This is a genomic window from Shewanella sp. KCT (assembly GCF_007636505.1).
Taxonomy (GTDB): domain Bacteria; phylum Pseudomonadota; class Gammaproteobacteria; order Enterobacterales; family Shewanellaceae; genus Shewanella; species Shewanella halotolerans.
The window spans coordinates 1-20,542 of sequence record NZ_LVDJ01000016.1; the positions used below are offsets into that span (position 1 = coordinate 1).

Sequence of the window (20,542 nt, forward strand, 5' to 3'; positions counted from 1 at the left end):
AGCTAACCTGTACTAATGACTCGTGAGGCTTAACCATACAACCCAAAAGGGTTTTACTTGAAACGTTCCAGACGTTTAAAGTACTTCCTCCTTCCATGGAGGTCGCGATAATGGTTTTACGTAATCAAAAGAATACAAAAGTACTTGATTGAAGTGCGAACTCAGATTGACTCTTAGATAAGAGTACAGCTTTCCGAATTTCCAAATTTGTCTGGAAACCATAGCATTGTGGTCCCACCTGATCCCATCCCGAACTCAGAAGTGAAACGCAATCGCGCCGATGGTAGTGTGGGGTCTCCCCATGTGAGAGTAGGTCATTTCCAGGCGCCTATTTATTCTCGAAAGAGAGTCGATAAATCCCCAGCACCTAGTGTTGGGGATTTTTTCGTTTAACAGCTTTTGAAATATCTACTCGAACATGGGAAATATAAAGAGCCCGAACGCAGTGAGGCGCATTTCCATGTGAAGTAGGGCGAATATCGCGATAGCGATGTGCTTATGAGCGCGAAGCTTTAGCGGAGCTGGCCATGACAGGCGCCTAAATTGCTCCCAGCAATTTAGGCATTTCCTACATCCATGTAGGTCGCGCGAAAGTGTTGCTTCACACGCAGCCCACTGCTGCTTACGCAGTGTGGCAGTTATGTGCTCCATTCATTAACTGCATTTCCGCCATCCATGGCGGTCAGGCCCCTCAGCTCGCAGCCTAGCTGTTTCGCGCTACAAAGCCCTTAGATGCTACGCATCTATAGCAGGGCTTCTCCGCCCCCATGTGAGATGAGTCGTTAATAACCACCTGATATTTGATTTGAATATGACTATGAAAGGTGCCTAATATTACCGCTGAGCTTGGCCATAAACAGCATACTGCGTTTATGGCATTCGGCACATCCCCCTGCTCGTAGCTTAGCTGCTTGGCGCTACAAAGCGCCCACGTGAGGGCAGATAAACTGCAGTGTTTAGATAGTCCTGAAGACAAGGTGATGGCATAAGGCGAATGAGTTAATAAACTTAAGTTCGCTAGATAGACGCAATTGAGATGTTGTCTTACTTCTAGCGATAACGTCATTATCTGTATGGCGTTCTCTATAGAACCTTAGTGTTTTTATCTCTTTTACTATTAGGTGGGGCTAAGCTTTATGAAATCTCAGAATAATGCTGTGATCTTAATGACTAACAAGCTACGCAAATATAGGTATAATGCCGTATGAATTGTCGTCTAGGATGTGGTGCTTGTTGTATAGCGCCGTCTATCACCAGCCCTATCCCTGGCATGCCCAATGGCAAGCCTGCCGGGGTGCGTTGCATCCAGTTAGATGAGCGGAATCTTTGCAAGATATTCGGTCAACCTGAGCGCCCGGCGCTGTGTGATCGTTTCATCGCCGAACCTGAAGTCTGTGGTTCGACGGCAGAAGAGGCACTTTGGTTGATTACATCTTTAGAAGCGGCGACCCAGTCTTAGAAGGTAGGTTATGCAGTTAACTCGTTATACAGATTTTGGTATTCGTACGTTAATGTACCTGGCCTTATCGCCAGAGAGAGAAACCCTGTTTAGAATCGCCGAGATCACCGAGGTGTTCGATCTGTCGGCTAACCATGTGTCTAAGATAGTGCACCATCTTGGTAAAGAAGGTTATTTGCAGACGGTACGTGGTAAGGCAGGTGGTTTTAAGCTAGGTAAGCCGGCGGATCAGATCAATATCGGTGTCCTGGTGCGCACGCTGGAAAACTCGCTGTCGCCTATCGATTGTAGCAAGCCCTATTGCCGTTTCTCGCCTGCCTGTCAGCTCAAGGGTGTGCTCGCCGAGGCGGTCGACGCTTATCTGGCCGTGCTAGACAAATACTCATTGGCCGATGTCGTCAGTAACCGTGACGAGTTAAGAGCTTTGCTACCGGATCTTACCATCCCAGTCTTAGAGCTTTAACTTAGCCTTTCTTAAGTTCGCCTATCTTAAATGCGCCTTGTCGCTGGCTGTGGGGTCCTTCTGCACGAGGCGATAGGGCAAGAGCCTGGATGTATTCACCACGGCGATGCCTTCATCCGAGAGTCTGGACAGATTCGCCTTTAAGAAGCTGATGGTCTCCGGATAGGGGTGGGCGATCACTATGAGTTGCCCCTCCTTGTTCGCCCGCTGGATCAGCTGGTTAAATTGTCTCTCAAGTCCTTGCGGCGACACATCGTTATCCAGAAAGAGTTGTCTTCTCAATAGCGGAATCCCCAGCCTGTTGGCTGCGTCGCTGGCCTTGCTGTATCTGGTGGTCATGCTGTCGACAAAGTAGTTGTCATGCTGCTTCAGGCTCTCCATTAGCCAGGTCATGGGAGCGTCTAGTTGTGTGAGCAGACTCCCCATATGGTTGTTGACACCTTTGGCGTAGGGGACACTCTTGAAAGCATCCTCGACCGCCCGCTTTAGAGCCTGTTCGCTCATCTGATTGGTCAGTCCGCCTGGGCCCATCTCCTTGCCATTTAATGCCTGCATGGGCAGGTGCAGCATGATCTCGTGGCCCTTGTTGTGGGCGATGGCGGCAAGCCTTTCGCCCAAGGGGGTATGGGGCAATACGGAGAGGGTGATGTCGCTTGGCAATGCCAACACCGCCTCGTCGGTCTGACGATAGCCTATGTCGTCAATGATGATGGAGACCTGGGCGGCGAAGCAGTGTGGTGTGGTAAATAAGACAGCTAATAAGAGTAATAAGCGCACTGTTTTGGTTATTCACTAACTATTTGTTTTTATCCATGAGATCGCCGATTCGATAACCCTATCGTGGGCGCTCTCCTCATGGGGTGATTGCTCATCGATTATAGGCATACTTTGTCCGGCAGTCATAGTCTCGCCCGGGATATTTATATCCGGCTCTATGCCGATGGCGTGTATGTCCCTGCCTTTGGGGGTGGTGTAGTGGGCTATGGTCAGCTTGATGGCATTGCCCTCGATAAGAGTGGGGATCAGGCTCTGCACCGTGCCCTTACCGAAGCTCTTTTCGCCGATCAGTGTGGCGCGCTTGTTTTCTTGAAGCGCCGCCGCCAACACCTCAGAGGCCGAGGCCGAGCCCTTGTTGATTAGCACGGTAAGCGGCAGCTTGGAGAACATGGTCTGCGGTGAGGCGAAGTAGTCTGAGTTAGCGTCGAAGAAGCGACCCCGGGTAGAGACGATACGCCCCTTGGCGAGGAAGATGTCGGCAATCTTGATCGCCTGATCCAGCAGGCCGCCAGGGTTGTTACGCAGATCCAGGATCAGGCCTGTCATGGGCTCATTTTGCCATTGGGTCAGCAGTTTAATGAGATCTTCCGTGGAATCATCCTGAAAGCTGGAGAGCCTGATGTAGCCTATGCCATTGTCGAGCAGCTCGCCCTCTACCGAGTTGACGTCGATAAGGCTAGGGGTGAGTGTCACGTCGAACAGGGCTTCCGAGTTGGCGCGGCTCAGCGACAGGTTGATGGCCAGATTATGCTTGCTATGGAATTTGATCTCCTCCAGCACATTGTCGAGCTGCTTGGCTGTTACCGTTTCATTGTTGACTTTGACGATGCGATCTCCGGGTTGAATCCCGGCGTTGGCGGCTGGCGAGTGGGGAAAGGGGCTGATGATGGTGACCTGGTTCTGCTCTGTGGCTATCTCTATGCCGAAACCGAAGTATTCGCCCTTGTTGGCATCCTTGATATCGGAGAAGGCCTGACTGTCGAGGAAGTTTGAATAGGGGTCCAGCTTGCTGAATACCCCCTCAATGGCGGCCTGGATCAGATCTTCCTGAGAGATCTTGTCTACGTAGTAGGTCTCTACCGTGCTGATGATGTCGATGAGGAGTGGGTAGTTGACCTTGGGCTGGTATTCCTTGGCATTCTCATGGCCGAACAAGGTGATAGAGAGGCCTAGGGTCAGCCCTAGGGCGACACAGGTGAAATAGCGGATCATTTGAGACATGGACGACCTCCCCATTACTCGGGGTCGTTGTCGCGTTATCGTCTACAGTATCTCGCAGGATCGACCGCTTGCCCCTTATGCCTTACCTCAAAGTATAGGCCAGGTTCTGTCTGTCCACCTGAGCGTCCGACCAGGGCGATGGTCTCACCCTTCTTAACGCTATCGCCGGCATCCTTGAGCAGGGTCTGGGCGTGGCCATAGAGGCTCATGTAGCCCTTGCCGTGATCGACTACCATCACCATACCGAAACCCCTGAGCCAGTCGGCATAGATCACCTTGCCCGAGGCAATGGCGTCGATCGATTGCCCTTCTGGGGCAGCCATCATCACGCCCTTCCACTTCACTTCGCCCGAACGTAGGCTGCCGAACCCGGCGCGGATGCGGCCCTTGGTCGGCCAGCTAAGCTTCTGGCGGCTGGAGAGGCCTTCCATGCTGGGGTTATCTTTCATGGCCCTTAGCGCCTGTTCGACCACCCGCTTTAAGCTGGCTTCCTCTATCTGCAGTTGTTCCAGCTTGGCGCCGTGTGAATTGAGGGTGCGCTCTATCTGCTTCAGGGTCTGCTGACGCTGATGTTGTTCTTGGGTGAGCGCCTTGGCCTGCTGCTCCTGATTGAGGATCAGCTCGTTGAGCTTGGTTTGCTGGGCCTTCTGCTCAGACTCGACGGCCGTCAGTTCGGTCATCGTCTGTTGCAGCTGTTTGATGGCGTCCATCCTCGCCTTGTTGAGAAACTGATAGTAGGCGAGCAGGCGTTCTATGGTGGCCGGACTCTGCTGATTGAGCAGCATCTTAGTGTAATCGTGGTTGCCCGCCAGATAGGCGCTCGCTAGCTGGTTGGACAGTGTCTTCTGTTGCGTCTGTTTGAGGGTATCGAGCTCTGCCTTGCGGCCGTCTAGCTCGGCCAGTTTCTTGTCGGTCTGTGCCAGTGACGCCCTGGTATTGGTCACCTTCTTTGCCGCTGCGGCGATCGCCTGTTCATCTTTTTTCAGCAGAGAAATCAGCTTCTCGTGTTGGCGACTGGTGTCCTTGAGAGCCGACTGCTGGTTGCTTATCTGTTTCTGAATGGCTTCAAGCTCGGATTGACGCTGCTTCAGGTCGGATGCCTGCGCAGTACAAGAGAGCATGATAAAGCCAGCAAGTATGCTGGCTTTATAGAAACCGGAACATTTAAGCAAAGAGTCGTTACTCGCTTAGGGTAATGATTGAGTGCCCTGTCATCTCTGATGGCACGGTTTGTCCCATCAAGGTTAACATGGTTGGCGCTAAATCACTTAATCTTCCGTTTGGTGCGATCTCACCCTTGCGTCCTACATAGATGAGGGGCACGAGTTCGCTGGTGTGGGCGGTATGTGCCTGACCAGTTTGTTCATCTGTCATCTGCTCGGCGTTGCCATGGTCGGCGGTGATCAAACACTCACCATCAACCTTGGCCAGGGCTTCAACCACACGACCGATACAGGCATCGACCGCCTCACAGGCCTTGACGGCGGCATCGAAGTTGCCGGTATGACCCACCATGTCACCGTTAGGGTAGTTACAGATGATCACGTCATATTGGGTAGACTCGATCGCTTCTACCAGTTTGTCTGTCAGCTCGGTCGAGCTCATCTCTGGCTGCAGGTCGTAGGTGGCGACCTTAGGCGACTGGATAAGGATCCTGTCTTCGCCCTCGAATGGCTCCTCTTTACCGCCGTTGAAGAAGAAGGTGACGTGAGCGTATTTCTCGGTTTCCGAGATACGTAGCTGCGTCTTGCCGCTGTTTTGCAGCACTTCGCCTAAGGTGTTGACTAGATCTACCGATGGATAGGCGACAGGTGCCTTAATGTCGGCGGCGTATTCGGTCAGCATGACGAAGTTGATCTTAGGGGTTACCGCTCGCTCGAAGCCATCGAACCCTGGGTCGACGAAGCTGCGGGTGATCTGACGGGCACGGTCGGCGCGGAAGTTCATGAAGATCAGCGCGTCGTCGTCATTGAGGGTCGCAATCTTACCGTCGGCGTCTGTGATGGCCGAGCTGGCAACGAACTCGTCGTTTTCATCGCGGCCATAGGCGGCGTCGAGCGCCTCAACGGCGTCTTGATACTGGTGCAGCGCCTTGCCCTGGGTGATCAGCTCATAGGCTTGTGAGACGCGATCCCAACGGTTGTCTCTGTCCATGGCGTAGTAGCGACCAATGAGGGATGCGATGCGGCCAGTGCCTAGTTCGGCGAACAGCTCGTTGAAGGCCTGCAGGCTGCCCTTGGCGCTTCTTGGCGGCGTGTCACGGCCATCGAGGAAGGCGTGCAGGTAAACCTGCTTGGCGCCGCGCGCTACCGCCATCTTACACATGGCCTGGATGTGACTTTCATGGCTGTGTACGCCACCGGGTGACAGCAGCCCCATGATGTGTACGGCGCCGTCTGCGGCGATCGCCTTATCGACCGCGTCGACAAAGGCTGGGTTAGTGTCGAACTCGCCATCTGCAATCGACTTACCGATACGGGTCAGCTCCTGGTAGACCACGCGGCCTGAGCCGATGTTGATGTGGCCAACTTCCGAGTTACCCATCTGGCCGTCGGGCAGGCCGACATCCAGGCCCGAGCCTGAGATCAGGCTGTTGGGGTATTCTTTGTTGAGGCGATCGAGTACTGGTGTGTTGGCGTGATATACCGCGTTCATGTGGGTATTTTCACGGTAACCCCAGCCATCGAGGATCAGCAGTGCCAATGGGCGTTTGCGTGTCGTCATGGTGGTACCTATTAACGTTAAAAAGAAAACTAGAATTCTGAAATTGGATAAATATTACTACGTACAGGGGCGATCAAAAAGTGATTTACACCGATAGCCCTCATCGAGCCCGTCACAATTTTAGGGATCTCTCAATCTCGGCGCCCTGCCAGAGGTGAACTACATGCTGCAATCTGCAGGGACAATCGGTTATACTCTCAGCCCGAACAGTCTCTCAAGCCACAGAAGTAGGCCGAAAACTATGCAAGAATATATCGAATTTTTTAAAGCCAACCCTATGTTGAGTCTCGCCTGGGTGGGCTTGTTTGCTGCGCTTATTGTGAGCGTTTTTAAGTCTAGTATCTCGAAAGTGAAAACTGTAGATCATCAGCAGGCGACCTTGTTAATTAACAAGCAAGACGCCAAGGTGGTCGATGTGCGCTCTAAGGAAGAGTTTAAGAAAGGCCATATCGTCGATGCGATTAACATGCCTTTAGCAGAAATTAAAAATAATAAGACATCTGCCCTTGAAAAGTTTAAAGCCAGTCCCATTATAATGGTATGCAATGCAGGGATGACCTCGTCGCAAGCGGCTCAGTTGATGGTTAAAGCAGGTTTTGAAACTGTCTATAACCTCAAGGGTGGGATGAGCGAATGGCAACAAAATAACTTACCCGTTGCCAAAACCAAAAGATAACCCACACAAAGTTTGCTTTTATTAAGCATCTTTGATTAGAGTGTCATCTCTTATAAAAAATGGCTTAAATCGCCCATCTGGTGGGATTTAAGGAAATACTAAAATCGGGATGGTGGCTGAGGTCTAGATTAGGACTCGAGTAACAAAGGCCCTGAAGATGATTCTCCATACGGAACGAATCGAACAAAATTGATTAGGTAGGAAATTATGGCTGAAGCAGTAAATAACGAACAACAGGGTCCACAGTTCAACATTCAACGTGTTTACACTAAAGATATCTCTTTCGAAACGCCAAACAGCCCAGCTGTTTTCCAGAAAGAGTGGAACCCAGAAGTTAAGCTAGACCTTGACACTCGCAGCGCTAAGCTGGCCGACGACGTATATGAAGTTGTTCTGTCACTGACTGTTACGGCTAAAAACGGTGAAGAAACCGCGTTCCTATGTGAAGTTCAACAAGCGGGTATCTTCGCTATCTCTGGTTTGACTGAGCAGCAGCTGGCTCACTCACTGGGTGCATACTGCCCGAACGTACTTTTCCCATACGCTCGTGAAGCGGTTGGTAGCCTGGTTGCCCGTGGTACTTTCCCACAACTGAACCTAGCGCCAGTTAACTTTGACGCCCTGTTCGCTCAATACGTGCAACAGCGTCAGGCGCAGGCTGAAGCTGCCGGTGAAGCAGCAGAAGCGAACGCTTAATTACGCATGAACAACACTGCCGATATAACGGTACTGGGGGCGGGCTCTTATGGCACCGCCCTTGCTATTTCTTTAGCCAGTAACGGACACAAAACCCTTATTTGGGGCCATGAGCCTGATCATATCGAGAACCTGAAAAGGGATCGATCCAATGAGGCCTTTCTGCCCGGTATCCCGCTGCCGGATCTCTTAATCCCCGAAGCCGACCTTGCAACTGCATTAGCCGCTTCCAACAATGTGTTGGTGGTTGTGCCTAGCCATGTGTTTGGTCTGGTGCTCAAGCAGGCGAAGCCGCTGCTGCGCAAAGATGCCCGCATCGTCTGGGCGACCAAGGGGTTGGAGCCGGAAACCGGTCGTCTGTTGCAGGAAGTGGCGCGCGAGATTTTAGGTGACGAGTATCCGCTGGCGGTATTGTCGGGTCCAACCTTCGCTAAAGAGCTGGCGGCAGGCTTGCCCACCGCTATCTCGGTTGCCGGTACCGACGAGACCTTCACCAATGACTTGGTGGAGTTGCTGCATAGCCCGAAACGCCTGCGTGTCTACGCCAACGACGACTTTATCGGTCTGCAACTTGGCGGTGCGGTGAAGAACGTTATCGCCATCAGCGCGGGCATGTCAGATGGCATAGGTTTTGGTGCCAACGCCCGTACCGCATTGATCACCCGTGGCTTGGTGGAGCTGTCTCGCCTTGGCGAGGCCATCGGCGCTCAACCTTCTACCTTTATGGGCATGGCGGGTCTGGGTGACCTGGTGTTGACCTGTACTGATAACCAGTCCCGTAACCGTCGATTCGGTTTGGCACTGGGTCAGGGTAAGGATGTCGATACTGCTCAGGCCGAGATTGGCCAGGTGGTCGAAGGTTACCGTAACACCAAAGAGGTCTATACCCTGGCTAAGCGTCTGGGTGTCGAGATGCCGATCACCGAGCAGGTGTATAAGGTGCTCTACCAGGGCGGTACGCCACATGAGGCGGCTAAGGCCTTGTTGGCAAGAGAGAAAAAGTCGGAGACGACTGACAGCGAATAGTGGCCATCGGCGACTCATGCTAAAAATAACAAAGGGTGCTAAAATAGCGCCCTTTTTTATACAAGGATGTATTTATCCCCGGTGTCCAGGCCTTTGATGTTCCCTACATCTAATGGCATTTCCTTCATTCATGAAGGGCAGCGGGCAAAGAGGGGATTTTTATATGGCCAAAAATGTTCCTGACATTTTTAGGCATTTCCTCCATCCATGGGGGTCAGATACTTATCCCTCGCGCCCAAGGCCTTTGATGTTCCCGACATCAAATGGCATTTCCTTCATTCATGAAGGGCTGCGGTGTAAAGAGGGGATTTATACACGGCCAAAAAATGTTCCAGACATTTTGGCTTGTCCCTTTATGTGGGGCTGCGTTCGGTTGCTATTAATTTGTTTGAGGCGGTAGTTAAGTGAAACATCATGACGTGATCATTATCGGTGCAGGCGCGGCGGGCCTCATGTGCGCGGCGACGGCGGGCTATCGCGGCCGAGACGTTCTGGTGTTAGATAACGGCAAACAGGCGGGACGCAAGATCTTAATCAGTGGCGGTGGCCGCTGTAACTTCACCAATCAAAAAGTGGAGCCGGCTAACTTTATCTGTGCCAATCCCCACTTCGTCAAGTCGGCCCTGGCGCGCTACTCGTCCCAAGATTTTATCGAGCTAGTGGAGCGCCACGGCATCGAGTATCACCAGCGAGATCATGGTCAGCTGTTCTGTAACGACTCGGCCAAAGAGATTGTCACCATGCTGCTGACCGAATGCGAATGGGCGGGCGCTCAGGTGCAGCTCAGAACCGATATTCTCGCTATCAGCAAGCAGGATGACGGTCTTTTCAGGCTGGAGACCAGCAAGGGTGAATACCGCTGTGAGTCGCTGGTGGTGGCAACCGGCGGGCTATCCATGCCCAAGCTCGGGGCCTCGCCTTTCGGCTATCAGATCGCCGAGCAGTTTGGTCTCAAGGTGTTGCCGACTCACGCGGGCCTAGTGCCCTTTACCTGGCACAGCGAGCAGAAACAGAAGTTCGAACCCCTGTCGGGTATCGCAGTGCCAAGTACCATTACCGCCAAAGATGGCACCCAGTTTAGCGAGGCACTGCTGTTTACCCACAGAGGCCTGTCGGGGCCGGCTATCTTGCAGATCTCCAATTACTGGCAGCCGGGTGAGAGTATTTCGATCAACTTGCTGCCCCAGCTCGACGCCGCCCAGGCATTGAGTGAGGCCCAGGAGCAGCATCCCAAGCAGAGCCTGCGCAATACCCTGTCGCAGTGGCTGCCGAAACGTCTGGTCGAGGTGCTATTCGACGAGGCGCTGCTCAATATGGCGCTTAATCAGCTGGTGCATGCTCAGCGCGATCAGGTTGTGGACAATCTCCACAACTGGCAGCTGCTGATGAATGGCACCGAAGGCTATCGTACCGCGGAGGTGACCCTGGGTGGCGTGGACACCAATGAACTCTCTTCCAAGGATATGCAGAGCAAGAAGGTTCCCGGACTCTATTTTGCCGGTGAGGTGATGGATGTCAGCGGCTGGCTCGGCGGCTTCAACTTCCAGTGGGCCTGGGCATCGGGCGTCGCCGTCGGTCAGGCGGTGTAGTTGGCGCGCGCCCTCACATTCTCCTCCTTTGACGCGAATATTGGCTGGGCTTTTGCGCTCGCTGGCGGTAACTTACCTGTTTAACAGGTTTTTTCGCGAGATCATGAATAAACTTAACTAGAGGTCATGGTCGTTTTGGCTGAGGAGAGTGGGTATTGTCTACATCCAGAGGGGGCTTTAGTCTGTATGCCGGCGTTAAGATGTCGGTGGCGTCTAGCGTCTTCCTGTTATTGCCCATCTACTTCGATGTGATCTCCCGGCAGTTCGCCGAGCCTGTGCTGACGCTCACCTATGTGGCCACCATAGAACTCATCGGTTTCTCGCTGGCTTCAATCTGCTGTTTCTTCTGGCAGCGAATGAACTTGATTTCGGAGCGCGGCGTCTTCCTGGCCCTGGCGCTTGTTCACTTTGGTAGCGCTCTCTGTTCCGAGGTGGAGTGGTTTGTCGTCTTGCGTTTCGCCGCCGGTTTCCTCGCCGGCATCTTGATCGTCCGCTGCTTCGATACCCTGTCCCGTGACAAGCTGCCCGATGCCGCCTTCGGCCGGGCGATCGCCATGCAGATGCTCTACAGTGGCCTGCTGTTTCTCCTCTATCCTCAGCTGAGGCTGCAAGGGGGATTCGATGGTCTCCTGGTGCTGTTAGCAGGCTTCTGCCTGTTGATGGTGTTGCTGCCGGTGGATACCCGGGCGCAGCAGATGCCGGTGATTCAAGGGGTGAAGACGGGTAAGGTGTTTCTCTATACCGCGCTGTTTGCCATTTTGATGATCATGTTGGCCAATTCCGGTGCCTGGTCCATGCTGAGCGTGGTGGCGACCCGCATCGGCATCAGCGAGATAGATCAGGGGGTGATACTGGCGATCGGTACCCTGTTTAGCCTGCTCGGCGCGGTGAGCGCCTCGCTGTTGGCTAAATATGGCAATCGGCAGCGGGTGATCACCTTTGGGGTGTTGGGGCAAAGCATCGCCATCGTTTTGCTGTTTTCGACCCGGGATCCACTGGTCTATTTTGTGGCGGTGAGCTGTTTCATGTTTATGTGGAACTTCCTATTGCCCTTCTTCATGGGGGTGATATCCGAGGCTGATCCTGAGGGGCATGCGATTCGTCTGGCGGTGGCGGCCCAGTCTATCGGTGCCGCGCTCGCCCCGGCTGTGCTGCTCAAGGAGTGGGTGCTGTTCGAGCTGGTGATCTTCCTGCTGATCACTCTGCTACTGATCATGCCTGCCATCTACAACAATAGTCGGCTCAAGCAGCCATAGTTGGCAGGGTTTCCATGGCATAAAAAAACAGCCACCTCATTAGGTGGCTGTCATGCTTCTGCTTAGAAGTAGTAGTTGGCCTGTAACCAGGTCACAGTATCTTCCTTCATGCGGCCCTGAGGGGTATCGAAGGCGGCGGTGTATTCCACCTTGGCACCGACAGAGATGTTGTCGGTCACCATAAAGCCACCACCCACTTCGACTTGGTTGATGAAGGACTCGTTCTTCACATGGTAGGTGCTCTTAGGGTTGGCGTAGAGCCAGTGACCCGCGTCGAAACCATACATAGCATAGACACCGGCCTGCACCAGGCTACTGCGGTCATACTTGTCGTTCTCCAGTGGACGCTTGGTCTGGGTACCACCCAGGCTCAGCATGGGGAAGATGGAGACGTTGTCGCTCAGTTGGAACTTGTACATCAGGCCACCAAGTAGCGTCTGAGTGTCGGCATCGCCAATCACATCCACCGAGTAACCCAGGCCATCTGTGATATGGAAGTAACGGCCGCGGCCGCTGAAGTCGCCGGTATTCTTGTCGCGGTTCAGATCCAACTGATACATGTTGTTGCCAACACCCATCATGCCGGAGATCTGGTCAACATCTTTGCTGGTGGACACGCCCACTGTGCTGAAGCTGGCGGTTGGATCACCATAGTTGACTTTCTCTTCGGCTGGCGCCTCGGCGGCCATGGCGTTTAGTGACAGCAGGGCACAGGTGGCGACTGCTATGATTGAGGTTTTTGCGATTAATTTGCTCATAGTCTTGATCTCTAGTCTTGGTTGTAAAATGTACTGGCGTTAGTATCTCCGATGAGCTTTAATAACTAGAGTTAGTAAGTATCTTGTAATCGAATAGGTCGCAAATGTTAAATCTAGAACAACTCAACGCATTTATAGCCGCCGTAGAGAAAGGCTCCTTTTCGGCCGCCGCCAGACACATAGGCAAGAGCCAGAGCTCGGTCAGCATAGGGGTGAATAATCTCGAGCTGGATCTCGGGGTCGAGCTGTTTGACCGCAGCACTAAGTATCCACAGCTTACCGAGCAGGGTGAACGACTCTATCACCAGGCCAAGGTGCTCATGCGCCAGGCGACTCGTATGGAGAGTTATGCCAAGGGAGTGATCGAAGAGGTCGAAGATCAGCTGGTCATCGGCGCCGACCCTCTGGTGCCCATGTCTGTATTTGACTCGGCGTTGGAGAAGATGGCGGAGAAGTTTCCCTTCACCCGGGTCAAGCTGGTCAAGCTAATTGGCAACCGCCTTAATCGGGCGATCGAAGCCGATGAGGTCGATGTCGGCTTTAATATCATGTCCGAGGCGGTACCTGAGAATCTCGATTTTGTCGGTATTGCACGTATAGAGTGGGTGTGTATCTGTAGCCCCGACTATAAGTTTGCGGACCTGGAGGCGGTAGACAGCGAGATGTTGATCATCGAGCGGCAGATCGTCTGTTCAAGTATGTTGCAAAATGAGTATCTGGCGAAGCTTGGGCGTGTGTCTCAGGAAACCTGGGAGGCGTCGGATCTGGATGACATGATACGTCTGGTGGAGCAGGGCATCGGCTGGGGGATCATCCCCTTGAGCATGTATGAAGAGAAGGCGGCCATAGGCACACTCTCTACCTTCAAGCCTGTGATCGAGAAAGAGGCCGGCTTGACGACAGTCGATCTGCTATGGAAGTCGACCGCGCAGCAGGGCCCGGCAAAGAGTTTCTTTATCGACCTACTCAAGCGTTAATTTTCCACGCGAGCGGCTGAGGCTTGGTAGCTGAGACAGCCTATTAGTGTCTCAGCAGCTCGATAACCACTTGCTGAATGGCCAGGTCCTGGCCGAATAACGACTCGTAAACCACAAATAGGCTAATGATGGCGCCGGCGGTGATCACTGACATGAATTGATCCATTTTGCCCAGGTTAGCGTTTTTGTTAAACATGATGACCTCGATATTGTACCTTGCTGTTGGTGAGGCCATTATCTATTAACAATCCTGCTTAGGTTAATTAATAACCATCTTTATTTCGAATAGATGTGGTGTCATCCATCCTCGCTACCCCCGCCCCAAACCCATTCGATAACCTAATAATACCTAGTTAAAAGTATTAAAAACTCCTCTGTATAGTGGCCGTAATTTAATCGTTTGTGGCACATGAGTGTCGATGCTTGAGAAGAGGTCATTATGGGTACGTCAGCCAAACTTATTGCGATTTCCCTCCCACTTCTACTCGCTGCCTGTTCGCAGCAAGCCGAAGTCGACGGGGAGTTCACCGAACAACCCAAGGTCACAGTGCAGGTTATGCAACCTCAGCTGATCCAACTCACCGAACAGTTCATGGGTAAGACCCAGGCGGTCGACCAGGTGGAGATCTTGCCAAAGATCTCCGGTTACCTGATCAGCCAGGTTTATACCGATGGCGCCCAGGTTAAGAAGGGCGATCTGCTGTTTGAGATAGACCCTAAGCCGTTTCAGGCCGAGGTCGCCCGCCTGGAGGCCAACCTGGCGCAGAAAACGGCGCAGATGATGCTACAGGCGAAGAAACATGAGAAGGCCCAGGCCCTGCTGACGCAAGATGCCCTGAGCAGCCTGGAGGTCGAGCAGATCGAAGCCGAGCTTCTCGGCATGAAGGCCGAGGTGCAAAGCGCCAAGGCGGCGCTCAGCTATGCCCAGCTGGACCTGGAAAATACCCGCATCTTTGCCCCCTTCGACGGTGTGATGAGCGACAGCCGCGTGAGTGTCGGTGCCCTGGTTGGCCCTGATGTCGAGCCGCTGACCACTCTAGTGAGCAGCAGCGCCATGCATGTGGATATCAAGCTGGATGAGAAGCAGTATCTCAATGACCTGCAGCAACGTGTGCAGGCGGGTGAGGAGATAGCGTCGCCCGAGATGGCGCTGACCCTGGCCAACGGCACCCTGTATCACCACAAGGGTGAGGTCGACTTCATCGACAACCATGTGGACAGTCGCAGCGGTTCTATCCGTTTTCGCGTCACCTTCCCTAACCCAGAAGGCCTGCTGGTACCTGGCCAATTCGTCTCTGTGTCGTCGCGTCAACAGGTAGCCCAGCAACAGCTGGTGGTGCCTCAGGCCGTGGTGCAGGAAGATCAGGGCGGTCGCTATGTGTTTACCGTTAACCAAGACAATGTGGTCGAGGCCCGTTACGTCAAGCTGGGCTTGCGTCAGGCGGATTCCTGGATAGTGCAGGATGGTCTGCAAGCCGGTGAGCGCGTGATCCTCAGTGGCCTTCAGTCGGTGCGAGCTGGCGTCGAAGTCGACGTGCAACAGCCTGTAGCCCTAGCCAAGAAGGGGTAACAACTCATGGCCGATTTCTTCATTAATCGCCCCAAGTTCGCCATCGTACTCTCGATTGTGCTGACCTTGGCTGGCTTACTCAGTCTGGCAAGAATGCCAGTATCGCAATTTCCCAGCATAGTGCCGCCCTCTATCGAGGTGTTTGCCGTGTTTCCTGGTGCCGACCATAACACCATACGTAACACGGTCGCCTCGGTGATCGAACAGGAGATAAACGGCGTCGAGGACATGATCTATATCGAGTCCAAGTCGAACAACGATAACACCTACCTGGCCTATGTAACCTTTGCCATCGGCACAGATCCCGACAAGGCCCAGGTGCTGGTGCAGAACCGGGTCAACAAGGCGATGGCCAAGTTACCCGAAGAGGTTAAGCGTCAGGGGGTGACGGTCGAGAAGGTGGCTAACTCCATCTTGATGACGGTCAACACCTACTCGCCCAACGGCAGCCACGACAATCTCTACCTGTCTAACTATGCCTCGCTCAACATCAAAGATGCCCTGCTGAGGGTGAAAGGTGTGGGTAAGGTGCAGGTGATCGGTGAGCAGAACTACTCGATGCGCGTCTGGCTTAACCCAGAGAAGATGGCCGCCAAGGCGATCACCGCTAACGATGTGGCCGCTGCCATCAGCGCACAAAACACCACGGTTGCCGCCGGTAAGCTGGGCGAGCGTCCTTCATCCGGTAACCAGGTGTTCCAATACACGATTCAGACCCAGGGTCGTCTGGTGGATGTCGAGGAGTTTGAAAACATCATACTGCGCGCCGACAACCAGGCAGGTTTCATCACACTAAAAGACGTGGCCCGTGTCGAGCTGGCGGCGGAGCAATACTCTGCCATGGCTACCTACGGCAAGAATGAGAGCCCTATCCTGGCCATCTATCAGGCACCGGGTGCCAACGCCCTCGAGGTTGCCGAAGGGGTACGCGCCGAGATGGAGCGTCTCAGTCAGCGTTTCCCTGCCGATATGGAGCATGTGATCAGCTACGATTCCACCACCTTTATTGAGGTGTCTATGGATGAGGTGTTTGAGACCCTCTATATCGCCATCGGCCTGGTGGTTGTCGTGACCTTCCTCTTCCTGCAGAGCTGGCGCGCGACCCTGATCCCCTCGATCGCCATTCCCGTGTCACTCATCGGCACCTTCGTGGTGATGGCGGCCATGGGGATAGATATCAACACCATCTCCATGTTCGGCCTGATCTTGGCTATCGGTGTGGTGGTGGATGCGGCCATCGTGGTGATCGAAAACGTCGAGCGCCTGATGAGCGAGGAGCATCTCGATGCCAAGACGGCAACTTCCAAGGCGATGAAGGAGGTGACGGCCCCGTTGATCGCCTCGGCACTGGTGCTATTGGCGGTGTTTGGCCCTGTCTCTTTCGCGCCCGGTCTGGTGGGCCAGATGTATCAGCAGTTCGGTGTGACTATCTCGGTATCGACAGTGATCTCGACCGTGGTGGCTCTCACCCTTACGCCAGCCCTGTGCGCCGCCTTGATGCGTCACGAGGCGCCTAAGACACGTGGCCCGCTGGCCTGGTTCAACCAATTCATCAACAGACTGACCAATGGTTATGTCTCGTCGGTAGGCTTCTTCGGTAAGCGTCTGATGCTATCGGGTGCGCTGCTGGCTCTGCTGATGGGCGCAATCTATCTGCTGGGCGACAACATGCCTAAGGGCTTCATCCCGGCCGAAGATCAGGGCTCATTCATGGTAGACATGAACCTACCGGAAGCCTCGTCGCTGGATAGAACCGACAAGATGGTCGATGAGATGATCAGCGAGGTCAGTGCCCTCGAAGGGGTCAAGCATGTGGTGGCCGCCAAGGGCTATAGCCTGCTCAAGGGTGCCTCCTCTTCCAACTCGGGCATGATGATCGTGGTGTTGGACGACTGGAACGAGCGTCAAAGCGCAGCAACCTCAGAGTTTGCGCTGGTGGCTCAGGTGCAGGCGATTATCGACCAGAACAAAGATGTCACCGGCATGGCGTTTTCTATGCCAGCCATTCCTGGCCTGGGTAATGCCGGCGGTCTGACCCTGCAGGTGGAAGATCTCAGCGGTCGCAGCGTCGAGCAGATGGCGCCCGCGCTGGATGGCTATCTGGCGGCGCTCAACGATGCCGACGAGATCGCCATGGCCTTCACAACCTATAGTGCCAACGTGCCACAGCTCTATCTGGATGTGGACAGGGCCAAGGCGATGGTGCTGGGGGTCGATCTTAATGAGGTCAACAGCACGCTGTCTGCCATGATGGGCAATATGTATGTCAATGATTTCACTAAGTTCGGTAAGAACTATCAGGTAAACCTGCAGGCGGAGCAATCTTACCGCTCGCAAGAGAAAGACCTGGAGCAGATCTATGTACGCGCCGTGTCTGGTGAGATGGTCAAGCTGTCGAGCTTCGCCGCCTACAAGCCGCTGGTGGGGTCGGACAACACCGCCCGCTACAACCTGTACAACACGGCGCAGGTGATTGCCATTCCGGCCGACGGTTATAGCTCGGGTGAGGCCATCGCCGCCATGGAGCAGATTGCCGACACCAGCCTGCCACAGGGCTACGCCTACGAGTGGACGGGCATGACCTATCAGGAGCTACAGGCGGGCGATTCGGCGCCTATCCTGTTCGCCCTGGCGCTGCTGTTCACCTATCTATTCCTGGTGGCGCAGTACGAGAGCTGGATGATCCCACTGGCGATTATCCTCTGTGTACCGACGGCGTTGTTTGGTGCCCTGGGCTTCACCGCCCTGGCCGGTGGCAGTATCAACCTCTACACCCAGGTGGGCCTGGTACTGCTCATAGGTATGGCGAGTCGCAACGCGATTCTGATTGTCGAGTTTGCCAAGGTGCTGCGTGAAGAGAAGGGGCTCTCCATCATGGAGGCGGCAAAGCAGGCGATTGCCCTGCGTCTGCGAGCGGTATTGATGACGGCCTTCTCCTTCATCCTTGGGGTATTGCCTTTGGTTATCGCCTCGGGGGCGGGCTCAGCCAGCCGTAACGCCCTGGGTATTGCCAGCTTCGGCGGCATGTTGATTGCCACTGTGATCGGCTGTCTCCTGGTACCTATCTGTTTCATCGCACTGCAACGCCTGCGTGAGCTAAGACGCTCACCCAAGGCGACTGAAGTGACGGCTTAAGGTTTATGTTCTCCGCCGGCGTATCAATGTTTTGGCTGACGGCGTTGCCGGTTGGAGAACACTTTATTCTGCTGCCAAGTGGGCGCAGGGGGTTATCATGCAACATAAGACGAGATTCGATCGCATCAGGTATCTAGTAGGGTTCGAGCTGGGGGCCATGGTGTTAGCCGTGCCCCTGGGGGCCTGGCTGACCTCGGTCGATTCTCGTGCCTTGTTGGCCCTGGCCATTGGCATGTCGCTGATTGCAGCGGCCTGGAACTATGGTTATAACCTGATGTTCGACAAGGCCATGGTCTACTTCAAGTCGACCATGGTGAAATCCATGGCAGACAGAGTCTGGCACAGCCTGTTGTTTGAGCTGGGTTTACTGTTTATCTCTGTGCCCATCATGGCGGCCTATCTGTCCATCTCACTGTGGCAGGCCTTCTGGCTGGATATCGGCTTCGTGGTCTTCTACCTGGTCTTCAACTACTGCTACACCTACCTCTACGAGAAATTTTTCTACGCGTCGCGGGGCTAAGGCCTCGCGCTTTGCGCATCCTCACCAACCTATTACCAAATCGAATAATAGCTAACTAAAGCTATTCGCTTTTTGCTCTTATCATGACCTCGACATTAACAGCATGATTCGGAGCATAAGATGAAAATCAAACCCTTGTTACTCGCTTTATCCCTGAGTGCGGCTTCTGGTTTCGCCATGGCCGATTACTGTGACGACACCCTGGGCGATGTGGTGGCCGGTGCCATCGAAGGTGGCCTCATAGGCACAGCCGCCGGGGCCATCGCCGATGGTGGTGAAGGCGCCAAGCGTGGTGCGGCCATAGGGGGTGCCATAGGTGCGATCGACGGCCTGGTGGAAGGCGAGGTGAAACGCGAGCGCTGCAAGCGTGACCTCGAAGACATTGAAGACGCCATCATAGAGCAAGAGATCGAAGACGCTTACATCGAAGATGCGATCATAGATGACGCCATCATCAACGGTTATTAACAGAATGCGCTTCCCGCATAGACCTTAGCAACGAAAGGGTTTCTCGCTAAGGTCATCCCAACTCCCGAGGCAGAAGATTATGGCAACCCCCAGCTACCCCAGCCTGTTAGCACTCAGCCTGAGCCTGTTAGCCGGTGCTAGTCAGGCAGGCTTTACCGATCAGTTTAAGGATCCCACCGATGGCCGTGTCGATGCCAGTCAGTGGATCCTCAACAACGCCCACGGCTTCATGCCTGTGCCGATTCTGATCACCGAGCCTGCGGTAGGGGTGGGCGGCGGTGCCGCCCTGCTGTTCTTCCATGAGTCCGAGTCGCAAAGGCAGAAGCGGCTCGAAGACCCCTTGGCCGTGGCCGAGATCCCGCCGAGCGTCACAGGCGTGGTGGCCGCCGGCACCAATAACGGCACCAAGCTGGGTGGCCTGTTTCATTCGGGTAACTGGCTGGAAGACAGGGTGCGTTATCTGGGTGGCATCTTCGCCGCCGATCTCAGGCTCAAGGCCTACACGGGGATCGACGCCCCGGCCATGGGGTTCTCGCTGCAAGGCTGGCACCTGTTTCAGGATATCGATGTACGCCTGGGACAGAGCAACTTCTTCCTCGGCGGCGAATATAGCTATACCCGATCCGAGGCCGAGTTCGACCTGGGCGGCGAGCATCCGCTCAACCAGGAGAGTGCCATGGTCGATAGCGATGGCGCCCTGGGCCTCAAGCTCACCTACGACAGCACAGATAACCATTTCTCGCCCCGCAGCGGTATCAAGGCGCGGCTGAAGAGTACCCAGCACGACAAACGACTCGGCGGCGATTTTGACTATCGCACCGACAGCGCCTACCTGCATGCCTATCACAGGCTAAGTGCCAAGTGGGGCGTCAATATGCGTCTGGATGCCAAGTCGCTCTCGGGCGATGCCCCCTTCTACGCCTTGCCTTACCTAGAAATGCGCGGCATGCCGGCGATGCGCTATCAGGGGGATGACACCGCCCTGGGAGAGGTCGAGGTGAGTTATGACCTCGACGATCGCTGGACCCTGCTGGGCTTTGCCGGAGCCGGTAAGGCGGTGATGGCAGACGAGCGTTTTGCCGATAGCCCCTGGCTCAAGACCCAGGGGGTGGGCTTTCGTTACCTGCTGGCGCGCCAGCTTGGGCTGCGCACCGGGATGGATATCGCCAAGGGGCCAGAAGAGTGGACCCTTTATTTACAGGTCGGTGGGGCCTGGTAAGTCATTTT

General features: G+C 54.4%; 19 protein-coding genes and 1 rRNA gene. 14 read left to right on the forward strand and 6 right to left on the reverse strand.

Annotated features, from left to right (window positions below):
• The first annotated feature begins 210 nt into the window (after window positions 1–210).
• The 3 genes from rrf (at window position 211) to AYI87_RS18180 (ending at window position 1,922) form a co-directional block, all read left to right on the forward strand.
• Window positions 211–326: ribosomal RNA gene (rrf, locus tag AYI87_RS18170) — 5S ribosomal RNA — on the forward strand.
• An 878-nt stretch (window positions 327–1,204) separates the two neighbouring features.
• Window positions 1,205–1,459, forward strand: a complete 255-nt coding sequence (locus AYI87_RS18175) for a YkgJ family cysteine cluster protein (RefSeq protein WP_144204086.1) — start codon at window positions 1,205–1,207, stop codon at window positions 1,457–1,459.
• Window positions 1,460–1,469: 10 nt separating this feature from the next.
• On the forward strand, window positions 1,470–1,922 hold the full coding sequence (locus AYI87_RS18180) for an Rrf2 family transcriptional regulator (RefSeq protein ID WP_011867604.1): 453 nt from the start codon (window positions 1,470–1,472) through the stop codon (window positions 1,920–1,922).
• A gap of 21 nt (window positions 1,923–1,943) precedes the next feature.
• Here AYI87_RS18180 and AYI87_RS18185 read toward each other — a convergent pair whose 3' ends face one another.
• Genes AYI87_RS18185 through gpmM form a run of 4 tightly spaced genes read right to left on the reverse strand, consistent with a single transcriptional unit; the run spans window position 1,944 to window position 6,644 of the window.
• Window positions 1,944–2,699, reverse strand: coding sequence for a divergent polysaccharide deacetylase family protein (locus AYI87_RS18185; protein WP_144204087.1), 756 nt, complete (start codon window positions 2,697–2,699; stop codon window positions 1,944–1,946).
• 15 nt (window positions 2,700–2,714) lie between these two features.
• The gene (locus AYI87_RS18190; protein ID WP_144204088.1) at window positions 2,715–3,920 is read right to left on the reverse strand and encodes a S41 family peptidase; all 1,206 of its coding nucleotides are present in this window, start codon (window positions 3,918–3,920) and stop codon (window positions 2,715–2,717) included.
• A gap of 35 nt (window positions 3,921–3,955) precedes the next feature.
• On the reverse strand, window positions 3,956–5,041 hold the full coding sequence (locus AYI87_RS18195) for a murein hydrolase activator EnvC family protein (protein WP_144204089.1): 1,086 nt from the start codon (window positions 5,039–5,041) through the stop codon (window positions 3,956–3,958).
• Window positions 5,042–5,099: 58 nt separating this feature from the next.
• Window positions 5,100–6,644, reverse strand: coding sequence for a 2,3-bisphosphoglycerate-independent phosphoglycerate mutase (gene gpmM, locus AYI87_RS18200; RefSeq protein WP_144204090.1), 1,545 nt, complete (start codon window positions 6,642–6,644; stop codon window positions 5,100–5,102).
• A 241-nt stretch (window positions 6,645–6,885) separates the two neighbouring features.
• Here gpmM and AYI87_RS18205 point away from each other — a divergent pair, with 241 nt between their 5' ends.
• The 5 genes from AYI87_RS18205 to AYI87_RS18225 all read left to right on the forward strand — a co-directional run bounded on the left by AYI87_RS18205 (window position 6,886) and on the right by AYI87_RS18225 (window position 11,887).
• Window positions 6,886–7,320, forward strand: a complete 435-nt coding sequence (locus AYI87_RS18205) for a rhodanese-like domain-containing protein (protein WP_041406823.1) — start codon at window positions 6,886–6,888, stop codon at window positions 7,318–7,320.
• Between the two features lie 207 nt (window positions 7,321–7,527).
• Window positions 7,528–8,016 (forward strand): protein-export chaperone SecB, encoded by a 489-nt coding sequence (gene secB / locus AYI87_RS18210; protein ID WP_041509750.1) that lies wholly within the window; start codon window positions 7,528–7,530, stop codon window positions 8,014–8,016.
• A 6-nt stretch (window positions 8,017–8,022) separates the two neighbouring features.
• Window positions 8,023–9,042 (forward strand): NAD(P)H-dependent glycerol-3-phosphate dehydrogenase, encoded by a 1,020-nt coding sequence (gpsA, locus tag AYI87_RS18215; RefSeq protein WP_144204091.1) that lies wholly within the window; start codon window positions 8,023–8,025, stop codon window positions 9,040–9,042.
• A gap of 404 nt (window positions 9,043–9,446) precedes the next feature.
• A complete protein-coding gene (locus AYI87_RS18220) occupies window positions 9,447–10,631 on the forward strand; it encodes an NAD(P)/FAD-dependent oxidoreductase (protein WP_144204092.1) in 1,185 nt (394 codons plus the stop codon).
• A 155-nt stretch (window positions 10,632–10,786) separates the two neighbouring features.
• Window positions 10,787–11,887, forward strand: coding sequence for an MFS transporter (locus AYI87_RS18225; protein WP_144204093.1), 1,101 nt, complete (start codon window positions 10,787–10,789; stop codon window positions 11,885–11,887).
• A 62-nt stretch (window positions 11,888–11,949) separates the two neighbouring features.
• Here AYI87_RS18225 and AYI87_RS18230 read toward each other — a convergent pair whose 3' ends face one another.
• The gene (locus AYI87_RS18230; protein ID WP_144204094.1) at window positions 11,950–12,645 is read right to left on the reverse strand and encodes a hypothetical protein; all 696 of its coding nucleotides are present in this window, start codon (window positions 12,643–12,645) and stop codon (window positions 11,950–11,952) included.
• A 104-nt stretch (window positions 12,646–12,749) separates the two neighbouring features.
• Here AYI87_RS18230 and AYI87_RS18235 point away from each other — a divergent pair, with 104 nt between their 5' ends.
• Window positions 12,750–13,622, forward strand: a complete 873-nt coding sequence (locus tag AYI87_RS18235) for a LysR family transcriptional regulator (protein ID WP_144204095.1) — start codon at window positions 12,750–12,752, stop codon at window positions 13,620–13,622.
• Window positions 13,623–13,665: 43 nt separating this feature from the next.
• Here the strand turns inward: AYI87_RS18235 and AYI87_RS21270 are convergent, their stop codons facing one another.
• Window positions 13,666–13,818 carry a hypothetical protein gene (locus AYI87_RS21270; RefSeq protein ID WP_160798254.1) on the reverse strand — a complete coding sequence of 51 codons (153 nt, stop codon included), beginning with the start codon at window positions 13,816–13,818 and terminating at the stop codon, window positions 13,666–13,668.
• A 243-nt stretch (window positions 13,819–14,061) separates the two neighbouring features.
• Between AYI87_RS21270 and AYI87_RS18240 the strand changes: the two genes are divergently transcribed.
• The 5 genes from AYI87_RS18240 (at window position 14,062) to AYI87_RS18260 (ending at window position 20,534) form a co-directional block, all read left to right on the forward strand.
• A complete protein-coding gene (locus AYI87_RS18240) occupies window positions 14,062–15,192 on the forward strand; it encodes an efflux RND transporter periplasmic adaptor subunit (RefSeq protein ID WP_144204096.1) in 1,131 nt (376 codons plus the stop codon).
• Window positions 15,193–15,198: 6 nt separating this feature from the next.
• Window positions 15,199–18,327: an efflux RND transporter permease subunit gene (locus tag AYI87_RS18245; protein WP_144204097.1), complete on the forward strand. Its 3,129-nt coding sequence runs from the start codon at window positions 15,199–15,201 to the stop codon at window positions 18,325–18,327.
• 97 nt (window positions 18,328–18,424) lie between these two features.
• A complete protein-coding gene (locus tag AYI87_RS18250) occupies window positions 18,425–18,847 on the forward strand; it encodes a PACE efflux transporter (protein WP_144204098.1) in 423 nt (140 codons plus the stop codon).
• 120 nt (window positions 18,848–18,967) lie between these two features.
• Window positions 18,968–19,315 (forward strand): hypothetical protein, encoded by a 348-nt coding sequence (locus AYI87_RS18255; RefSeq protein ID WP_144204099.1) that lies wholly within the window; start codon window positions 18,968–18,970, stop codon window positions 19,313–19,315.
• A 79-nt stretch (window positions 19,316–19,394) separates the two neighbouring features.
• A complete protein-coding gene (locus AYI87_RS18260) occupies window positions 19,395–20,534 on the forward strand; it encodes a BamA/TamA family outer membrane protein (protein ID WP_144204100.1) in 1,140 nt (379 codons plus the stop codon).
• Window positions 20,535–20,542 lie beyond the last annotated feature (8 nt).